This is a genomic window from Pseudomonas sp. PDM32 (assembly GCF_019219225.1).
Taxonomy (GTDB): Bacteria; Pseudomonadota; Gammaproteobacteria; order Pseudomonadales; family Pseudomonadaceae; genus Aquipseudomonas; species Aquipseudomonas laurylsulfatiphila.
Genome location: NZ_JAHUWE010000001.1, coordinates 258,752 through 277,280 on the forward strand (window position 1 = coordinate 258,752; position 18,529 = coordinate 277,280).

Annotated in this window: 16 protein-coding genes; 9 read left to right on the top strand and 7 right to left on the bottom strand. The window is 60.9% G+C overall.

Annotated features, from left to right (window positions below):
• Positions 1-72: 72 nt before the first annotated feature.
• Together KW846_RS01205 and KW846_RS01210 are read right to left on the bottom strand one after the other, a co-directional pair.
• Entirely contained in the window at positions 73-1,647 is a 1,575-nt protein-coding gene (locus tag KW846_RS01205; RefSeq protein ID WP_218473104.1) for a phospholipase D family protein, read from the bottom strand.
• Between the two features lie 60 nt (positions 1,648-1,707).
• Entirely contained in the window at positions 1,708-3,141 is a 1,434-nt protein-coding gene (locus KW846_RS01210) for a PLP-dependent aminotransferase family protein (RefSeq protein WP_218481073.1), read from the bottom strand.
• A 179-nt stretch (positions 3,142-3,320) separates the two neighbouring features.
• Here KW846_RS01210 and KW846_RS01215 point away from each other — a divergent pair, with 179 nt between their 5' ends.
• Entirely contained in the window at positions 3,321-3,566 is a 246-nt protein-coding gene (locus tag KW846_RS01215) for a DUF1127 domain-containing protein (RefSeq protein ID WP_116579745.1), read from the top strand.
• Positions 3,567-3,666: 100 nt separating this feature from the next.
• Here the strand turns inward: KW846_RS01215 and KW846_RS01220 are convergent, their stop codons facing one another.
• Positions 3,667-4,974, bottom strand: a complete 1,308-nt coding sequence (locus tag KW846_RS01220) for an FAD-binding oxidoreductase (RefSeq protein ID WP_218481074.1) — start codon at positions 4,972-4,974, stop codon at positions 3,667-3,669.
• A gap of 147 nt (positions 4,975-5,121) precedes the next feature.
• Between KW846_RS01220 and KW846_RS01225 the strand changes: the two genes are divergently transcribed.
• Positions 5,122-5,475 (top strand): YkgJ family cysteine cluster protein, encoded by a 354-nt coding sequence (locus KW846_RS01225; protein ID WP_218481075.1) that lies wholly within the window; start codon positions 5,122-5,124, stop codon positions 5,473-5,475.
• Positions 5,476-5,553: 78 nt separating this feature from the next.
• Here KW846_RS01225 and KW846_RS01230 read toward each other — a convergent pair whose 3' ends face one another.
• Positions 5,554-6,042, bottom strand: a complete 489-nt coding sequence (locus KW846_RS01230; RefSeq protein ID WP_007975155.1) for an Lrp/AsnC ligand binding domain-containing protein — start codon at positions 6,040-6,042, stop codon at positions 5,554-5,556.
• Between the two features lie 157 nt (positions 6,043-6,199).
• Between KW846_RS01230 and dadA the strand changes: the two genes are divergently transcribed.
• The 6 genes from dadA (at position 6,200) to KW846_RS01260 (ending at position 12,467) form a co-directional block, all read left to right on the top strand.
• Positions 6,200-7,504 carry a D-amino acid dehydrogenase gene (gene dadA, locus KW846_RS01235; protein WP_007975154.1) on the top strand — a complete coding sequence of 435 codons (1,305 nt, stop codon included), beginning with the start codon at positions 6,200-6,202 and terminating at the stop codon, positions 7,502-7,504.
• Entirely contained in the window at positions 7,476-7,829 is a 354-nt protein-coding gene (locus KW846_RS01240; protein WP_007975152.1) for a RidA family protein, read from the top strand. Before dadA ends, KW846_RS01240 begins: the two co-directional genes overlap by 29 nt.
• 99 nt (positions 7,830-7,928) lie before the next feature.
• Complete coding sequence (gene alr, locus KW846_RS01245) at positions 7,929-9,002, top strand: alanine racemase (RefSeq protein ID WP_218481076.1); 1,074 nt, start codon at positions 7,929-7,931, stop codon at positions 9,000-9,002.
• Between the two features lie 128 nt (positions 9,003-9,130).
• Positions 9,131-9,679 (top strand): cupin domain-containing protein, encoded by a 549-nt coding sequence (locus KW846_RS01250; RefSeq protein WP_007975150.1) that lies wholly within the window; start codon positions 9,131-9,133, stop codon positions 9,677-9,679.
• Between the two features lie 182 nt (positions 9,680-9,861).
• Positions 9,862-10,284, top strand: a complete 423-nt coding sequence (locus KW846_RS01255) for a cytochrome c5 family protein (protein ID WP_033047925.1) — start codon at positions 9,862-9,864, stop codon at positions 10,282-10,284.
• Between the two features lie 248 nt (positions 10,285-10,532).
• Positions 10,533-12,467 (top strand): acetyl-CoA hydrolase/transferase C-terminal domain-containing protein, encoded by a 1,935-nt coding sequence (locus KW846_RS01260; protein ID WP_218481077.1) that lies wholly within the window; start codon positions 10,533-10,535, stop codon positions 12,465-12,467.
• Positions 12,468-12,486: 19 nt separating this feature from the next.
• Here KW846_RS01260 and KW846_RS01265 read toward each other — a convergent pair whose 3' ends face one another.
• Both KW846_RS01265 and rep read right to left on the bottom strand, forming a co-directional pair.
• Positions 12,487-13,059 (bottom strand): xanthine phosphoribosyltransferase, encoded by a 573-nt coding sequence (locus KW846_RS01265; protein ID WP_007975145.1) that lies wholly within the window; start codon positions 13,057-13,059, stop codon positions 12,487-12,489.
• A gap of 55 nt (positions 13,060-13,114) precedes the next feature.
• Positions 13,115-15,124: a DNA helicase Rep gene (gene rep, locus KW846_RS01270; RefSeq protein WP_007975144.1), complete on the bottom strand. Its 2,010-nt coding sequence runs from the start codon at positions 15,122-15,124 to the stop codon at positions 13,115-13,117.
• A gap of 264 nt (positions 15,125-15,388) precedes the next feature.
• Here rep and KW846_RS01275 point away from each other — a divergent pair, with 264 nt between their 5' ends.
• Positions 15,389-17,059, top strand: coding sequence for a bifunctional diguanylate cyclase/phosphodiesterase (locus KW846_RS01275; RefSeq protein ID WP_218481078.1), 1,671 nt, complete (start codon positions 15,389-15,391; stop codon positions 17,057-17,059).
• 47 nt (positions 17,060-17,106) lie between these two features.
• On the opposite strand, the gene KW846_RS01280 is transcribed toward KW846_RS01275, so the two are convergent.
• Positions 17,107-18,504: a NorM family multidrug efflux MATE transporter gene (locus KW846_RS01280; protein WP_218481079.1), complete on the bottom strand. Its 1,398-nt coding sequence runs from the start codon at positions 18,502-18,504 to the stop codon at positions 17,107-17,109.
• Positions 18,505-18,529: the final 25 nt, after the last annotated feature.

The following is an 18,529-nucleotide window of genomic DNA, read 5'->3' on the forward strand; positions in this document are numbered from 1 at the left end:
ATGGGGCTTGCCCCCGTTGCGCTGCGAAGCAGTGCCAAGCCCCCTCGCCACAAGAGTTCCGCCAGGCAGCAGCTACAACATCCGCTCCAGCCCAACCGTGTCGCTCAGCCAGGCATTGAAACGACGCCACCAGCTCCCTGGCTCCTTGGTCAGGGTGTGCATTTTTCCGTCGTCTTCCGTACTCCAGACAATCTGACCGTTCTCCAGCTCCACTTGATAGCTCAGGGCTGGCGCCATGCCCTGCAGCGCCAGTTCGCGGACCCGTGCAGCCAATTCCGGACTGTCCACCAGCACGCCGACCTCGGTGTTCCACAGCACTGAGCGCGGATCGAAATTGAACGAGCCGATAAAGGATTTTTGCTGGTCGAAGATCATCGCCTTGCTGTGCAGGCTGGAATCAGAGCCGCGATAAGAGCTGCTGGAAAACAGGTGCGGCCCGCTACCGCTGCCGCCTCCCTCGCCGGGTTGACGACGCAATTCGTACAGCTTCACGCCGTGTTCCAGCAATGCCCTGCGATAGGGCGCGTAACCGCCATGAACCGCGGGAACGTCCGTGGCTTCCAGAGAATTGGTCAGCAAACGTACCGAAACGCCGGCATCGGCGCGCCCGGTCAGGTACACCAGCCCCGGTTGGCCAGGCACGAAATAAGCCGAAATCATGATCAGCTCTTTGCGGACGCCATCGAGTTCAGGCGCCAATTGCGTGGTCAGCAGCAACTGCGGATCGGGCTCGCCCTTGGCCAGTACCTTGCTCGGCGCATCCCACAATGCCTGGTTCCAGGCCCAGATCAGTTCGCGGCGCCAGATCTCCAGGCGCGGATGGGTGGCGAAGGTCATCAAGTGTTTGTAGAGCGCATGATTCTGTTTGCGCGTTTCCGCCAGGGACTCTTCCAGTCGGGTGCGGGTGTTTTCCAGGTCGCGCAGGGTGGGTTTGCTCGACAGGAATTCGTCGATCGGCTTGCTCAGGGCGCTGTTCCAGTATTGGTCGAAACTGTGCCCGAGTTGCTCGGCAACCGGGCCGACACCGAGCAAGTCGATGTCAGTGAAATTCATGTTGGGCTCGGCGTCGTAATACTCATCCCCCAGATTTCGCCCGCCGACGATGGCCATGCTGCTGTCCGCCAGCCACAACTTGTTATGCATGCGTCGATGCTGTTGCGACAGGTTGAGCAGTCGGCCTACGGTACGTGTCACCCCCGTACTGCGGCCCAGGTTCAGCGGATTGAACACGCGGATCTGGATTTGCGGGTGCGCGGCGAGGGTGGCAATGACGCGGTCCAGGCCGTCGCTGGTCGTGTCATCAAGCAGTACCCGCACCCGCACGCCCCGGTCGGCAGCCTTGAGCAATTCCTCGATCAACATGCGCGTGCTGATGCCGTCGTGCACGATGTAGTACTGCAAGTCGAGGCTGCTTTGGGCATTGCGGATCAGTTCGGCGCGGGCGGTGAAAGCTTCGGTGCTGTCCGATAGCAGGCGAAAGCCCGACTGGCCCTTGTAAGGCGCGGCCTGCGCCTGGACCGAGCGGCCGAAGGCGGAGTCTGAAGCCGGCAGCGCCTGGCTCGGTACACGTTGTACGTCGAGGCTGGCGCAACCACCCAGGAACGCGGCGAGTAGCACAAGAGCAAGCAGGGGCTGTCTGACTCTCACGTAGGGTCGTTCCGTTTGGCGGCATAGTCAGGCATATGGACGCTGATTCACCAATAAAAGTCAGTCGCTGAGCTGATCGGTTTCCGCCAGCAGTTTGATCGCTGTCGCACCGACCTTGCGCACCGCGTCTTCGATCTGCGGTGTTGGCTTGGCAGCGTAGTTCATGCGCAGGCAATTGCGGTATTTGCCGGAGGCGGAAAAAATACTGCCCACGGCAATCTGTACGCCCTGGTCGTGTAAGGCGCGATTCAGTTTCAGGGTGTCGAAGCCTTCCGGCAGTTCAACCCACAGCATGAAGCTGCCTTGTGGGCGACTGGCGCGGGTGCCGGCCGGGAAGTAGCGGGTTACCCAATCAATCATCATGTCGCGATTGCGCTGGTATTGTGTGCGCATCCGCCGCAAATGCGGTTCGAAATGGCCGCCCTTGAGAAATTCGGCGATGGCGATCTGCGGTTGCGGCGCGGTAGAGCCGGTGCTGATGTATTTCATGTGCAGCACCCGTTCCAGATAGCGGCCGGGTGCGACCCAGCCGATGCGCAGGCCCGGGGCCAGGGTCTTGGAAAACGAACTGCACAACAGGACGCGACCGTCCTCGTCGAAGGACTTGATCGTGCGCGGGCGCGGATAGGTGTAGGCCAGTTCGCCATACACATCGTCCTCGATGATCGCCACGTCAAACCGCTGCGCAAGCGTCAACAACGAGCGTTTGCGTGACTCTGGCATGATGTAGCCCAGCGGGTTGTTGCAGTTGGGCGTCAGCTGTATGACCTTGATCGGCCACTGCTCCAGGGCCAGCTCCAGCGCTTCGAGGCTGATGCCGGTCAACGGATCGGTGGGGATTTCCAGTGCCTTCATGCCCAGGCCCTTGAGGGTCTGCATCGCACCGTGAAAGCTCGGCGAGTCCACCGCCACAATGTCTCCCGGTTCGCAGATCGCGCGAATGCTGGTGGACAGCGCTTCGTGGCAACCAGTGGTCACTACCAGGTCGCTGGCGCCCAATTGGCAGCCGGAATCGAGCATCAGGCGGGCGATCTGTTCGCGCAGTTCGAGGTTGCCGTGGATGTTGTCGTAATACAGGCCGGGCATGTCCTGCCGCCGGCTGATCCGTGCCAGGTCGCGCAACAGTGGCTTCATGGTTGGACTGGTGATGTCCGGCATACCGCGGCCCAGTTGCACCACGTCTTTGCGCGGCACGGCGCGAATCAACTCCAGCACCTGATCCCATTGGGAGATGTCCACCGGCCGTTGGGCCGGGCGGCCGACTGCCGGCAAATCCGGCAGTTCGCGGCTGGCCGGGACGAAGTACCCGGACTTGGGACGCGGCGTGGCCAGCCCGCTGTCTTCCAGCACCCGATAGGCCTGCTGCACCGTGCTCAGGCTGACGCCATGCTCGACGCTCAGCGCCCGTACCGAGGGCAGCCGGTCACCGGGGCGATAAAAGCCCTGTTCGATACGCGTGCCGAGCAGTTCGGCCAGGTTGACGTAAAGGGTCATGGTGCAGCCTCGATAGGGGTGGTTCGCTCAACCAGTACAGATCAGACGAAAAATCGGGATTCAGTGGCGGAATCGGCAAAACTGTATGGAGTTAATACAGTTGCTTTGAATCTGTAATGCTTTTGTGCGCCCACGCATCATGGAACCTCTGGCTACCCAAGTAAACAGGAGCATCCAAGATGAACGGTTTGAGCGATGTGCGGCTGACATTACACAGTCAGGAACTGGCGACAGGGCAGAACAACGGCGCGCGGGAGGCGGGCATGCACAATGCGTCGTCCGGCCAGAGTCGTTGGGATCAGTTCTGGCGCCGGCTGCACACGCGCAAGGCGTTGCTGTCGCTGACCCCCGACCAGCTCAAGGATATCGGACTGACACGGGAGCAGGCGCGGGAGGAGGGGCTAAAACCCTTCTGGAGACAGTAACCGTCCCCTGTAGGAGCTGCCGCAGGCTGCGATCTTTTGATCTTGTTCTTTAAAAAGGCAAAGTCAAAAGATCGCAGCCTGCGGCAGCTCCAGGTTTTGATTAGACCAGCTCTTTAAGCCGATGCCACAACATCCCCAACGCCAGCAACGGCGAGCGCAAATGCTTGCCGCCAGGGAAGGTGATGTGCGGCACCCGGGCGAACAGATCGAAGTCGCCGCTGTGCTGGCCGCTGATGGCTTCGGCCAGCAGCTTGCCGGCCAGGTGCGTGGCATTCACGCCATGACCGGAATAGGCTTGGGCGTAGTACACATTCGGCTGATCCTTGAGTCGCCCGATCTGCGGCAGGCGGTTGGCGCCGATGCCGATCATGCCGCCCCATTGGTAGTCGATCTTCACCGCGCTCAGTTGCGGGAAAACCTCGAGCATTTTCGGACGCATGTACGCCGCAATGTCTTTCGGGTCGCGGCCGGAGTAATGGCATGCGCCGCCAAACAGCAGGCGTCGGTCCGCCGAGAGCCGGTAGTAGTCCAGCGCCACCCGTTGGTCGCAGACCGCCATGTTCTGAGGCAGCAGGGCGCGGGCCTGTTCTTCGCCCAGTGGTTCGGTAGCGATGATGTAGCTGCCGGCGGGCAGGACTTTACCGCTGAGTTCCGGGTTGAGGTCGTTGAGGTAGGCGTTGCAGCCCAGCACCAGGGTCTTGGCGCGCACCGAGCCCTCGGCGGTATGGACCTTGACCTCGGGGCCATAGTCGATGCGGGTCACGGCCGACCGCTCGAACAGTCGGACCCCCAGTCGTTGCGCCGCCGCCGCTTCACCCAGGACCAGGTTCAGTGGGTGAAGGTGCCCCGAGCCCATATCGATCAGGCCGCCGACGTACCGTGTGGAGCCGACCACGGTGTGCATCTCATTGGCTTGCAGCAAACGGGTCTCGTAGCGATATCCGAGGCTACGCAGTTCTTCGGCATCCTCGGCGAACCCTTCAAGGTCGCGGGGCTTGTTGGCGAGGTCGCAGTAACCCCAGGTCAGGTCGCAGGGGATCTGGAAGCGCTCGACCCGTTGCCGGACGATTTCCACGGCTTCCAGGCCCATGAGTTTCATTTGCCGTACGCCTTCGGCACCGATGACGTTGGTGAACTGATCAAGGCCGTGGCCGACGCCGCGAATCAGCTGCCCGCCATTGCGTCCACTGGCGCCCCAACCCATTCTGTGGGCCTCAAGCAACACCACGCTGAGGCCGCGTTCGGCCAGCTCAAGCGCCGTGTTCAACCCCGAAAACCCGCCGCCCACCACGCAGACATCGGCCAGCACTTCGCCTTTGAGCACCGGAAGTTCGGGCTGCGGCAGGCTGGTGGCGGCGTAATAGGACGCGGTGTGGTTCAGAGCAGGCTGTTGAGCACGGTGGGTCATGTGCGTGTTCCTGATTCTTGCGTTTAGTAAATTTGACGGAGAATAAGCCGGACCTTCCCGGACGGGCAACATTGGTCGGGTGGTGCTGTCTGGATCGCGGCTTTTGCGTCAGAATCGCGCTCTATTCCGCTTTGGGTCACCGCTGCAATGAGCTGCAACAGCCAGACAATCCGCACATTGCGCCAACAGATTCCCTCATTCGAGTGCGTGCCCGGCTGCCATGACTGCTGCGGGCCGGTGACCACCTCGCCGGAAGAAATGTCGCGCCTGCCGCGCAAGACGCGCGCCGAACAGGATGCCGCCATGGAAGAGCTCAACTGTGTGCATCTGGGGCCCAACGGCTGTACGGTGTATGACGAACGGCCGCTGATCTGCCGGTTGTTCGGCACCACCAAGACCTTGCCATGCCCCAATGGGCGCGGGCCGGCGGAGTTGATTCATCCGCGGGTGGAGAAACATGTGTTCGAGTACATGGCCAGCACCCGGCAGGTACTGGTTTAAAGGATCACAGCGGGCCACGCGCTCCTATGTAGGAGCTGCCGAAGGCTGCGATCTTTTGATCTTTTGATCTTTTGTTCCTCAATCCGGAATCGGCAGAGTCAAACTCTCCTTCACCTCTTCCATCACGATATAGCTCTTGGATTCCCGCACATGGGGTAGCTTGAGCAGGATGTCGCCCAGCAATTTGCGGTACGAGGCCATCTCGGAAATCCGCGCCTTCACCAGGTAGTCGAAATCCCCTGACACCAGATGACACTCCAGTACATGGGGCAATTTCAGCACCGCACGTCGGAACTCTTCGAACGTATCGCCGGATTTGTAATCCAGGCTGATCTCGACGAACACCAGCAGACTACCCTTCAGGTGTTGCGGATTGAGCCTGGCGTTGTAGCCCATGATGATCCCCTCGCGCTCCAGACGCCGGACCCGCTCAGTACAGGGCGTGGTCGAGAGCCCCACCTTCTCCCCCAGCTCGGTAAAGGAAATCCGCCCGTCCGCTTGCAGGATCCGCAGGATGTTGCGGTCGATCTTGTCCAGCTCACGTTTGGTCTGAGTGTTGGTACGCATAGGGGATGCGCCTCCGTGAAAAGGGTTTTTGCCGAGAATTGTCGCCAAATATAGGCGCTTATATAGTGAAATGCACTGGCAAATCTTTTTTACACTGCGCGCATCTAAAGCTCTGAACAACAAACGTCAGCGGTTAGCCGCGATGAGGGATATGAAAATGCGCGTCATGGTCTTGGGCAGCGGCGTCATCGGTACCACCAGTGCTTATTATCTGGCCCGTGCCGGGTTTGAAGTGGTGGTCGTCGACCGGCAGCCGGCTGCTGCCATGGAGACCAGTTTCGCCAACGCCGGGCAGGTCTCGCCGGGTTATGCCTCGCCGTGGGCCGCACCGGGTGTGCCACTCAAGGCCATCAAGTGGCTGTTGCAGCGCCACGCGCCCCTGGCAATCAAGGCCACTGCCGACATCGACCAGTACCTGTGGATGGCACAGATGCTGCGCAACTGCACCGCCAGCCGTTACGCGGTGAACAAGGAGCGCATGGTCCGTCTGTCCGAGTACAGCCGTGACTGCCTCGATGAACTGCGTGCAGAAACCGGCATCGCCTACGAAGGCCGAAGCCTCGGCACCACCCAACTGTTCCGCACCCAGGCTCAACTGGACGGCGCCGCGAAAGACATCGCCGTGCTGAAAGAGTCCGGCGTGCCGTTCGAACTGCTCGACCGTGAAGGCATCGCTCGCGTTGAGCCGGCGCTGGCCAGCGTGACTGACATCCTCGCCGGTGCCCTGCGCCTGCCGAACGACCAGACTGGCGACTGCCAGATGTTCACCACCAAGCTCGCAGAAATGGCCGCGAACCTCGGTGTGCAATTCCGTTTCGGCCAGGACATTCAGCGCCTCGACTTCGCCGGTGACCGCATCAATGGCGTATGGATCGACGGCAAGCTGGAAACCGCCGACCGCTACGTGCTGGCCCTGGGCAGCTACTCGCCGCAACTGCTCAAGCCGCTGGGGATCAAGGCGCCAGTGTACCCGCTCAAGGGCTACTCCTTGACCGTGCCGATCACTAACTCGGCGATGGCCCCGACCTCGACCATTCTCGACGAGACCTACAAGGTCGCGATCACCCGTTTCGACAACCGCATCCGCGTCGGCGGCATGGCTGAAATCGCCGGTTTTGACCTGTCGCTGAACCCGCGTCGCCGGGAAACCCTGGAGATGATCGTCAACGATCTTTATCCTCAGGGCGGTGATCTGGCCCAGGCCAGCTTCTGGACCGGTCTACGTCCGACCACCCCGGACGGCACGCCGATTGTTGGCGCCACGCCGTTCAAGAACCTGTTCCTGAACACCGGTCACGGCACGCTCGGCTGGACCATGGCTTGTGGCTCGGGCCGTTTGCTGGCTGACCTGATGGCGAAGAAAAAGCCGCAGATCAGCGCCGAAGGCCTCGATATTTCCCGTTACGGCAACAAAACCCAGGAGTCTGCAAAGCATGTCAGTCCAGCGCCAGCTCACCAATGAGCGCATGAGTCAGATCGTCACCCATAATGGCACGGTTTACCTGGCCGGACAGGTAGGCGACGACATGAACGCCGGGATTGAACAGCAGACCCGTGAAACCCTCGCCAACATCGAGCGTTTGCTCGATCTGGCCGGCACCGACAAGCACAACCTGCTGTCTGTGACGATTTACCTGAAAGACATCGATGCGCATTTCGAAGGCATGAACGCGGTGTGGGACAACTGGCTGCCAAAAGGCGTCGCCCCGGCCCGTGCCACCGTTGAAGCGAAATTGTGCGAACCGGAAATCCTGGTCGAGCTGTCGGTTGTAGCCGCTCTGCCATAAGCCTGTAAGAAAAGATCCCTCTCCCGGTGCTGTTGGTGGTTCACGCTGTCAGCCAGCGCCGGTTTTTCTTCCCGATAACCCGACCAGAAGTCTGCCGCCATGCGTCCTGCCCGTGCCCTGATCGACCTTCAAGCCCTGCGCAACAACTACCGAATCGCCCGTGAGCTCACGGGGGCCAAAGCCCTCGCGGTGATCAAGGCTGATGCCTATGGCCATGGCGCGGTGCGTTGCGCCCAGGCGCTGGAAGCCGAGGTGGACGGGTTTGCCGTGGCCTGTATCGAAGAGGCGCTGGAACTGCGAGCGGCGGGCATTCGTGCACCGGTCTTGCTGCTGGAAGGTTTTTTCGAAGCCGATGAGCTGGCGCTGATCGTCGAGCATGATTTCTGGTGCGTGGTGCATTCGCTGTGGCAACTCGAAGCCATCGAGAAAGCGGCGTTGAGCAAGCCCATCACCGTGTGGCTGAAGCTCGATTCGGGCATGCACCGCGTGGGGCTGCATCCGGCGGATTATCAGGCGGCCTATCAACGGCTGCTGGCTAGCGGCAAGGTCGCGAAAGTAGTGCTGATGAGCCACTTTGCGCGTGCCGATGAACTGCACGAACAAGCCAGTGTCGATCAGGTGGCGGTATTTGAAGCGGCGCGCAAGGGCTTGACCGCCGAGGTCAGCTTGCGCAACTCGCCGGCGGTGCTCGGTTGGCCGCAGATTCCGAGCGATTGGGTACGTCCCGGCATCATGCTCTATGGCGCCACGCCGTTCGAAGAGGCCAACGAAGTGGCATCGCGGCTGCAACCGGTCATGACCCTGGAGTCGAAAGTCATCAGTGTCCGCGAACTGCCAGCTGGCGAGCCAGTCGGTTACGGCGCCAGATTTATCACCCCTAAACCAATGCGCATTGGTGTGGTGGCCATGGGTTACGCCGACGGCTACCCGCGTCTGGCACCGACCGGCACCCCCGTGCTGGTTGCCGGGCAACGCAGCCAGTTGATCGGCCGGGTGTCGATGGACATGCTCTGCATCGACCTGACCGACGTGCCGCAGGCCGGTCTCGGTTCGACCGTCGAGTTGTGGGGCAAAAACATCCTTGCCAGCGATGTAGCCATGGCTGCCGGGACGATTCCTTACCAGATTTTCTGCAACCTGCGCCGGGTGCCACTGCTCTATTCCGGGGCTTAGTGCGCAAGGCTCCAGACCGGAAGTCGCCTCGCTGAGCAGGATTCAGGTCAAGGTGTTGTAAATACTGAACGCTGTCGCCATGATAACGTCCACTATTCCAATAATCTTGAATCCTGGAGGCGCAAGCTTTGGACGTCGGTGAACGACTGCAATCCATCCGTAGGCTCAAAGGCCTTTCCCAGCGTGAGCTCGCCAAAAGGGCGGGCGTCACCAACAGCACCATTTCGATGATCGAAAAGAACAGCGTGAGCCCTTCGATCAGTTCGTTGCGCAAGGTGTTGGGCGGGATTCCCATGTCCATGGTCGAGTTTTTTTCCGAAGAAATCCTGCAGGAAAAGCCGACCCAGATCGTCTACAAGGCCAACGAGCTGATCGATATTTCCGATGGCGCCGTGACCATGAAACTGGTCGGCCGGGCGCACCCGAGCCGGGCTATCGCGTTCCTCAATGAAATCTATCCGCCAGGCGCCGACACCGGTGACGAGATGCTCACCCATGAGGGTGAGGAGACCGGCATCCTGGTCGAAGGAAAACTGGAATTGGTGGTCGGTCTCGAAACTTTTGTACTCGAAGCCGGTGATAGCTACTACTTTGAAAGTACCAAGCCACACCGTTTCCGGAATCCGTTCGATGCGCCTGCGCGACTAATCAGCGCAGCCACACCGGCGAATTTCTAAGAAAAGAGGCGTCCTGCCAGCATCGCAGAGGCGCCCGGGCCGTTTTTCCGCCGCAGCCTAAGACCCTTGCGACTTTGGGGTTGTTTCAGTGCGACGGGCTTACCGCTATACTTGCGCCCGCCTGCGAACCGTGGCCGTAGGCGTGACTAGCCACCATTGAGGGTGAACGCGTGAACCTAATTATGAAAATGCTGGCTGCACCAGCAACCGTATTGGCCCTATGGGCTGTCAGTGTCAGCGCTCAGGCTGCGACCAACGACGATATCGCCAAACGCCTTGAGCCAGTCGGCCAGGTCTGTGTTCAGGGTAAAGAGTGCAAGGGCATGGAAGTGGCCGCTTCCGCCGGTGGCGGTGGCGGTGCAAAAACACCGGATGAAGTGATTGCAAAACATTGCAACGCTTGCCACGGTTCAGGCCTGTTGGGCGCACCGAAAATCGGTGATGCTGCCGCCTGGAAAGAACGCGCCGATCACCAGGGCGGCCTCGACGGCATCCTGGCCAAGGCCATTACTGGTATCAACTCGATGCCGCCTAAAGGCACTTGCGCCGACTGCTCCGATGCCGAGCTCAAAGGCGCCATCCAGAAGATGTCCGGCCTGAAATAAGCGCCAGATCTTCCGCAAAAAACCGTCTTCGGACGGTTTTTTTGTGCCCCCAATCCCTGTAGGAGCGAGCTTGCTCGCGAAGAATTTGAAGGCGCCGTGGGGTGTCAGGCTCGCCGCGTTATCGTTGACGACCATCGCGAGCTACAAGGTATTTGTGTCGGGCGGTTGGCCGATACAGGCTGTTCATTGCAGCAAAGACCCGGCAATCTCGGTCCAAACCCAAGTCATGGAACGTGAGGGAGGATCCGATGGTTCAGCTGTGCTCTATCGAACAGGCAGTCGATGACGTCCTGGCAAGGTTGCCGGCGCATATCCACATGGGCCTGCCTCTGGGGTTGGGCAAACCCAATCACTTCGTCAACGCGCTGTATCGACGAATCGCACAGTTGCCCGAGCGGCGGCTGACGATCTACACCGCGTTGTGCCTGGGCCGCCCGCCCTTGGGCGACGGATTGCAAAAGCGCTTCCTCGAACCCTTTGTCGAGCGGGTTTTCGGCGATTATCCGGAGCTGGATTTCCTCGCCGACCTGCGTCGCGATCAACTCCCGGGCAACATCCACATCCAGCAATTTTTCATGCAGCCCGGCAGCCTGCTCAACAGTGCCACGGCGCAGCAGGATTACGTCAGCAGCAACTACAGCCATGCGGCGCGGGACATCAACGCCGCCGGGTTGAACCTGGTGGCGCAACTGGTGGCCAGCCATGCCGAGCATCCCGACCGCTTGAGCCTGAGCTGCAACCCCGACATCACCCTCGACCTGTTGCCGATGATCGCCAAGCGTCGCGCCGCCGGAGAAACCATCCTGATGGTCGGCCAGGTGCACAACGATCTGCCTTACATGCCCGGCGATGCGGAGCTCGGCATCGACACCTTCGACCTGCTGATCGATGAGAAAGACCACACCACACTGTTTTCCACACCGAACATGCCAGTGGGGTGTCAGGATCATTTCATCGGCTTGCATGCCAGCACCCTGGTGCGTGATGGTGGCACCTTGCAGATCGGCATCGGTTCCATGGGCGATGCGCTGACGGCGGCGCTGCTGACGCGGCAAGCGGACAACGATGCTTACAAGGCGTTGCTGGCCGACGCAAACCTCAGCCACTGGGCGCAACTGATCGAACGCGAGGGCGGTATCGAACCGTTCGCCAAAGGCCTGTATGGCTGTAGCGAAATGTTCGTGAACGGCTTGTTGGTACTGGCCGATGCCGGAATCGTGCGGCGCAAAGTTTATCCGGACGTGACGACCCAGCAGCAAGCGAATGCCGGCACCCTCGACGAGGCTGCGCAAACCGATGGCATCTCGGTGCACGGCGGTTTCTTCCTTGGTCCGCGCAGCTACTACGAACGCTTGCGCGAATTGCCACAAAGCAAGCGGCTCGAATTCAACATGACCCGCATCAGCTACATCAACGAGCTCTACGGGCAGGAAGAACTCAAGCGCTTGCAGCGCCTGGATGCGCGGTTCATCAACACCGCGTTCACCGTGACCTTGCTCGGTGCCGCGGTGGCGGATCAGCTCGAAGACGGACGTGTGCTCAGCGGCGTAGGCGGGCAATACAACTTCGTGGTTCAGGGGCATGCGCTGCAAGGCGCGCGCTCGGTGTTGCTGCTGCGCAGCTGGCGTGAGTCTGGCGGTGATGTCAGCTCGAACATCGTCTGGGAGTATGGCCACTGTACGATTCCCCGGCACTTGCGGGACATGGTGGTCACCGAATATGGCATCGCCGATCTTCGCGGCAAAACCGATGCGGCAGTGATCGAGGCCTTGCTCAATATCAGCGACTCGCGTTTTCAGTCGGGCTTGATTGAACAGGCGCAGAAGGTCGGCAAACTGCCCAAGGGCTTCCGTCTCGATCCGCGCTTTACCGATAACAGTCCGCAACGGTTGCAGGAGATCCAGGTGCAGCATCCGCGGCTTTTTCCGGAGTATCCGCTGGGCTGTGATTTCACCGAGGTCGAGCGAGATGTGTTGCGGGCGCTGAACTGGCTCAAGAGCAAGTTCAAGCTGAGCGAGGTGTTGGAGCTGGGCAAGGCAGCGCTGGATGCGCCAGAGGCAGCAGCGTTCCCGGGGCATCTGGAACGCATGCGGCTGGCCAACCCGGAGGGGCTGAAGGAGGAGTTGTATCAGCGGTTGCTGCTCACTGGCCTGAAGGCCACCGCGCAATTACAGCCAACATAAATCAAATGTGGGAGCGGGCTTACTCGATGAAGGTCACGACACCATCTGCCAGCGACTTCACGCGAGCCAACGACTCCACGCGATAACCCTGCGAATCCAGCTCCGCACGGCCGCCCTGGAACGACTTCTCGATCACGATGCCCAGGCCCGCCACGGTCGCGCCGGCCTGTTTGATGATCGAAATCAGCGCCTGGGACGCCTTACCGTTGGCCAAAAAGTCATCGATGATCAGCACGCGGTCGCTGCTGGTCAGGTGGCGCGGGGAGATGGCCACGGTGCTTTCGGTCTGCTTGGTGAACGAGTAAACGGTCGCCGACAGCAGGTTTTCGGTGAGGGTCAGGGACTGGTGCTTGCGGGCGAAGATCACCGGCACACCGAGGTTCAGGCCGGTCATGATCGCCGGGGCGATGCCCGAGGCTTCGATGGTGACGATCTTGGTGATGCCCGAGTCCTTGAACAGCGTGGCGAATTCGTCGCCGATCAGCTTCATCAGGGCCGGGTCGATCTGGTGGTTCAGAAAGGCGTCGACCTTCAGGACCTGGTCGGAAAGCACAATGCCTTGTTCGCGAATTTTCTGGTGCAGGGCTTCCATGAAGCTGTCCTCTTTTGGCGCCTGTGCGCCGAAGGTCATATAAAAGTGGTCAATTCTAGCGCTTTAACATCGCGCGTATATCTGCCAATGCGTTGTTGCCCCGCACGGCTTTGACTTCGGTCGGTGTGTCGTCGTTGCCTTCCCAGGCCAGATCGTCCGGTGGCAACTCATCGAGGAAGCGGCTTGGCGCACAATCGATGATCTCTCCGTACTGCTTGCGCTTGGCCGCGAAGGTGAAGGCCAGGGTCTGGCGGGCGCGGGTGATGCCCACGTAGGCCAGGCGACGTTCTTCTTCGATGGTGTCGGCTTCGATGCTGGAACGGTGCGGGAGGATTTCCTCCTCCATGCCCATGATGAACACGTAGGGGAATTCCAGACCCTTGGACGCATGCAAGGTCATCATCTGCACGCCTTCGGCACCGTCTTCCTCTTCCTGCTGACGCTCGAGCATGTCACGCAGGACGAGTTTGCCGATGGCGTCCTCGACGGTCATTTCGCCTTCTTCGTCTTTTTCCAGGGTGTTCTTCAGCGCCTCGATCAGGAACCAGACGTTACCCATGCGGTAATCGGCGGCCTTGTCGCTGGAGCTGTTGGTGCGCAGCCAGTTCTCGTAGTCGATGTCCATGACCATGCTGCGCAGGGCCGAGATCGGGTCTTCGCCGGCGCACTGCTCGCGCACCCTGTCCATGAAGCGCTTGAAGCGCGACAGGCGATCGGTGAAGCGGCTGTCCAGATGCTCGCCCAGGCCGATTTCGTCGGTGGCGGCGTACATCGAGATCTTGCGCTCGGTGGCGTAGTTACCGAGCTTCTCCAGCGTGGTCGAGCCGATCTCGCGACGCGGCACGTTGATCACCCGCAGGAAGGCGTTGTCGTCATCCGGGTTCACGATCAGGCGGAAGTAGGCCATCAGGTCTTTCACTTCCTGGCGGCCGAAAAAGCTGTTGCCGCCGGAAAGACGATACGGCACCTGGTGGTGCTGCAATTTCAGCTCGATCAGCTTGGCCTGATAGTTGCCGCGATAGAGGATCGCGAAATCGCTGTACGGGCGGTCGGTGCGCAAGTGCAGGCTGAGGATTTCCATGGCCACACGCTCGGCCTCGGCGTCCTCGTTGCGGCAGCGGATCACGCGGATCTCGTCGCCGTGGCCCATTTCACTCCACAGCTGCTTTTCGAATTCGTGGGGGTTGTTCGAGATCAGCACGTTGGCGCAGCGCAGGATGCGGCTGGTGGAGCGGTAGTTCTGCTCCAGCATCACCACTTTCAAGGACGGGTAGTCTTCCTTGAGCAGCATCAGGTTTTCCGGGCGGGCACCGCGCCAGGCGTAGATCGACTGGTCGTCGTCGCCCACCACGGTGAACTGGTTGCGTTTGCCGATGAGCATTTTCACCAGCAGGTACTGGCTGGCGTTGGTGTCCTGGTATTCGTCGACCAGCAGGTAGCGCACCTTGTTCTGCCACTTTTCCAGGATGTCGGCGTGTTCTTCGAACAGCTTCACCGGCAGCAGGATCAGGTCGTCGAAGTCCACTGCGTTGAACGCCTTGAGCGTGCGCTGGTAGTGGGTGTAGACGATGGCGGCGGTCTGCTCCTTGGGATTGCGCGCGTTTTCCAGGGCCTGGGCCGGCAGGATCAGGTCGTTTTTCCAGGCGCCGATCATGTTCTTGATCTCGTCGACACCGTCGTCGCCCGAGTATTCCTTCTGCATGATGTCGGTCATCAGGGCTTTGACGTCGGTCTCGTCGAAGATCGAGAAGCCCGGTTTGTAGCCCAGCCGCACGTGTTCCTTGCGGATGATGTTCAGGCCCAGGTTGTGGAAGGTGCAGACCGTCAGCCCGCGACCTTCACCGGCACGCAGCAGGGTGCCGACCCGTTCCTTCATCTCGCGGGCGGCCTTGTTGGTAAAGGTCATGGCGACGATGTACTGGGCGCGGATGCCGCAGTTCTGGATCAGGTGCGCGATTTTGCGCGTGATCACACTGGTCTTGCCGGAGCCTGCACCGGCGAGCACCAAAAGAGGGCCGCCGACGTAGCTCACGGCTTCTTGCTGCCGGGGATTGAGTCGGGACATAGGTAAATTCAGGAGTCAGTCACGAAATGGGCCGGCATTTTAACAGGCTCAGCGAATTGTGCTGCTCTGTCCGACTTGTGACGTACCGCGCTATCTGTAATTGCCGGTTTTGTTACTTTCACGCAGGATGCGCAACGAATTTGCGGCTAATGTTCGTAATTCCGGATACAAAGGGCTCGTTTTGATAACTGATGTCATTGTCATTGGTCATCGGGACGGCATAATGCCCGTCGCCTACATCTTTGCAGAGTCTAGGGAGCTAGCTTGTCTACGCCTGTCGAACCCTTGCGTTTGCTGCTACTGGCCGAAGAGCCAGCGTGGGCAGCGTTGTTGCGCGAGTGTCTGGCTCCGATGGGGAGCTCGGCCGTGCTCATCAGCGCGCCGAGTTGGGAGTCGGTCAGCAGCCTGTTCGATGACAACCGCAGCGCGGTGTTATTGACCATCCCGCAACTTCAACCGGCGCCGGGCCGTTGCAGCCTGCCGACGGTGTTGCTGCTCGACCATGAGCCGCTGACCCCGCCCGACGGTGTAAGTGACTGGCTGGTGCGCGATCATCTCGATCCGGGCATGTTGCGCCGTTGCCTGCGCCATGTGCGCGAACGTGGCGTCCTGGAAAACACCCTGCAACGCCTGGCCGAGCAAGATCCGCTCACCGGTATCGCCAATCGCCAGGGATTTCAGACCCTGTTGACGGCGCGGTTGGCGGAAAACGACGGTCGCGGCCTGGCCCTCGGTCATCTCGACCTCGACAACTTTCGTTATGCCAATGACGCCCTCGGCCATCAGGCCGGTGACCGCCTGATCCTGCAAGTGGTGGCGCGGCTCAAGAGCCAGCTTGAAGCCGGCGATCAACTGGCACGCCTGGGCAGCGATGAATTCGCGCTGTTGATCGACACCCGTCGCGCTCCCCAGCGTGCCGAGTGGATGGCCGAGCGCATCAGCGAAGCGCTGGCCGAGCCCTATTGGATCGACGGCGAAAGCCTGTTGATCGGCTCCAGCCTGGGCATCGCTTACGCCCGGGCCCAGGCCGGCGCGGACCCGCTGATGTGGCACGCGCACATCGCCATGCAGCAGGCCAAAAGCACGCAAGGTTGCACCTTTCACATTTTCAACGAGCGCATCAATCGCAACGCCCGCAGCATCGCCGACCTCGAAACCGAACTGCGCCGGGCACTGCGCCGCGATGAGCTGGAATTGCACTACCAGCCACGCCTGAACCTTGAAGACGGGCAGATCGTCGGCCTCGAAGCGTTGGTGCGCTGGCGCCATGCCGAGCGCGGCTTGCTGCCTCCAAGCGAATTCGTGCCGCTGGCCGAGCAAAGCGGCCTGATCGTGCCGCTGGGCTACTGGGTGATTTCCCGGGCCCTGCGCGACATGCAGGCGCTGCTTGAGCTGGGTTTGCCGCCGTTGCACATGGCGATCAACCTATCGTTCCGGCAGTTCCAGGACAGTCAGTTGCTCTCGACCCTGAGTCGCCTGATTGCCGAGCGCGGTGTCGAGGCGCAGTGGCTGGAGTTCGAACTGACCGAAACGGCGGTCATGCGCCGCAGCGACCTGGTCAAGCAGACCATGGACGCCCTCGGGCGCCTCGGTGTGCGCTTCTCCCTCGACGACTTTGGCACCGGGTTCTCGTCGTTCGTGCACCTCAACAGCCTGCCGATCACTTTGCTGAAGATCGACAAGAGCTTTGTCGGCGGCATGGAACAGCGTGAGGAGAACCGCAAACTGGTCCACGCGATGATCAACCTGGCGCACAACCTCAACCTTGAGGTGGTCGCCGAAGGTGTGGAAACACCGGAGCAACTGGATCTGCTGCGTGGGTTCGAGTGCGATCAGGTGCAGGGGTATTTGATCAGCAAGCCATTGCCGCTGGCCGAGTTGGTGGAATATCTGATGTTTGGCTCTGACCAACAGAGCATCGTCGAGGCCATTTAAAAGATCGCAGCCCTGTAGGAGCTGCCGAAGGCTGCGATCTTTTGACCCTAATCCGATTGAATTACCTGAAAACTGCCTTGTACCGAAGGCTCGCGCCGAATCATCCGCTTCATCTTCCACTCAAACCCCAGCGTCAAGCTCACCGCCGCACACGCCAGCCCCAGCGCCAGGCCCCACCAGACACCCGTTGGCCCCCAGTTCAGGTGGAACGCCATCCACCACGCCGCCGGAGCGCCAATCAACCAATAGCAACCCAGGCCCACCAGGAACGTGGTCTTGGCATCCTTGAGCCCGCGGATGCAGCCCATGGCAATGGTTTGCGTGCCGTCGAACAGCTCGAACCATGCCGCCACCGCCAGCAGGCTTACGGCGAGGTTGATGACATCGCGGAACGCCGGGTCGTTATGATCGAGGAACAGACCGACCAACTGATTCGGCAACAGCCAGAAGACCATGGCGAAACCCAGCATCGCCGCCGCCCCGAACGCAATGCCGACCCGCCCGGCCAGCCGCGCATCCAGCAGGTGCCCGGCGCCGTAGTGCTGACCGATGCGCATGGTGATCGCGTAGGAAATCCCCGCCGGCACCATGAACGCCACCGAGACGATTTGCAGGGCGATCTGGTGGGCACCCAGTTGCGTGCTGCCCATGGTGCCCATGCACAGCGCGGCGAAGGCAAACAGCCCGACTTCCACTGCGTAGGTGCCGCCAATCGGCAGGCCCAGACGCCACAACTCCTTCAGGTACTGGCGGTTCAGGCGTGACAGGCCCTGACGCAGCGGATAGGCCTCATAAGCCGGATGCCGACGAATGTGCCACGCCAGCGCCAGGGCCATCAGGTTGGCGACAATCGCCGTGACCAGCCCGATGCCCATCAGCCCCAGCTTCGGCAGGCCGAACATGCCGGTAATCAGCGCATAGTTGAGCAGGAAGTTGGCCACGGTCCCGCCCAGGCTGATGACCATCACCGGTGTCGCACGGCCAATGGCGCTGGTGAACCCGCGCAGGGCCATGAAGCTCAGGTAGCCGGGCAGGGCGAACGGCAGGAAGATCAAGAACTGCCCGGCCATCTGGACATTGCTTTCGGTCTGGCCGAACAGCAGCAACACCGGTTTGAGGTTCCACAGCAGCAAACCGGCGACCAGCGCCATCAGCCATGCCAGCCACAACCCGGCCTGGGTCAGCCGGGTCGCCCCGAGAATGTCACCGGCTCCCTGACGTATCGCCACCAGAGTGCCGACGGCAGCAATCACGCCGATGCAGAAGATCGACACGAACGAATAGGTCGCCGCGCCGAGCCCGCCACCGGCCAGCGCCTCGGGACTCAGGCGCGCCATCATCAGGGTGTCGGTGAGGACCATCAGCATGTGCGCCAACTGCGAGGCAATCAGCGGCCCCGCCAGCCGCAGGATGGCCCAGAGTTCTGTACGTGCTGGATGCTGCATGGTCATCACGCTCGAATATCAAAGG

Excerpts from the sequence above, each read along its gene's own strand:
- KW846_RS01210 (WP_218481073.1), bottom strand. The coding sequence starts at position 3,141 with ATGACCCTTTACGTCAACCTGGCCGAACTGCTCGGCACGCGTATCGAA.
- KW846_RS01215 (WP_116579745.1), top strand. The coding sequence starts at position 3,321 with ATGAACGGTTTGAGCGATGTGCGGCTGACATTACACAGTCAGGAACTG.
- KW846_RS01220 (WP_218481074.1), bottom strand. The coding sequence starts at position 4,974 with ATGACCCACCGTGCTCAACAGCCTGCTCTGAACCACACCGCGTCCTAT.
- KW846_RS01225 (WP_218481075.1), top strand. The coding sequence starts at position 5,122 with ATGAGCTGCAACAGCCAGACAATCCGCACATTGCGCCAACAGATTCCC.
- KW846_RS01230 (WP_007975155.1), bottom strand. The coding sequence starts at position 6,042 with ATGCGTACCAACACTCAGACCAAACGTGAGCTGGACAAGATCGACCGC.
- dadA (WP_007975154.1), top strand. The coding sequence starts at position 6,200 with ATGCGCGTCATGGTCTTGGGCAGCGGCGTCATCGGTACCACCAGTGCT.
- KW846_RS01240 (WP_007975152.1), top strand. The coding sequence starts at position 7,476 with ATGTCAGTCCAGCGCCAGCTCACCAATGAGCGCATGAGTCAGATCGTC.
- alr (WP_218481076.1), top strand. The coding sequence starts at position 7,929 with ATGCGTCCTGCCCGTGCCCTGATCGACCTTCAAGCCCTGCGCAACAAC.
- KW846_RS01255 (WP_033047925.1), top strand. The coding sequence starts at position 9,862 with ATGAAAATGCTGGCTGCACCAGCAACCGTATTGGCCCTATGGGCTGTC.
- KW846_RS01260 (WP_218481077.1), top strand. The coding sequence starts at position 10,533 with ATGGTTCAGCTGTGCTCTATCGAACAGGCAGTCGATGACGTCCTGGCA.
- KW846_RS01265 (WP_007975145.1), bottom strand. The coding sequence starts at position 13,059 with ATGGAAGCCCTGCACCAGAAAATTCGCGAACAAGGCATTGTGCTTTCC.
- rep (WP_007975144.1), bottom strand. The coding sequence starts at position 15,124 with ATGTCCCGACTCAATCCCCGGCAGCAAGAAGCCGTGAGCTACGTCGGC.
- KW846_RS01280 (WP_218481079.1), bottom strand. The coding sequence starts at position 18,504 with ATGCAGCATCCAGCACGTACAGAACTCTGGGCCATCCTGCGGCTGGCG.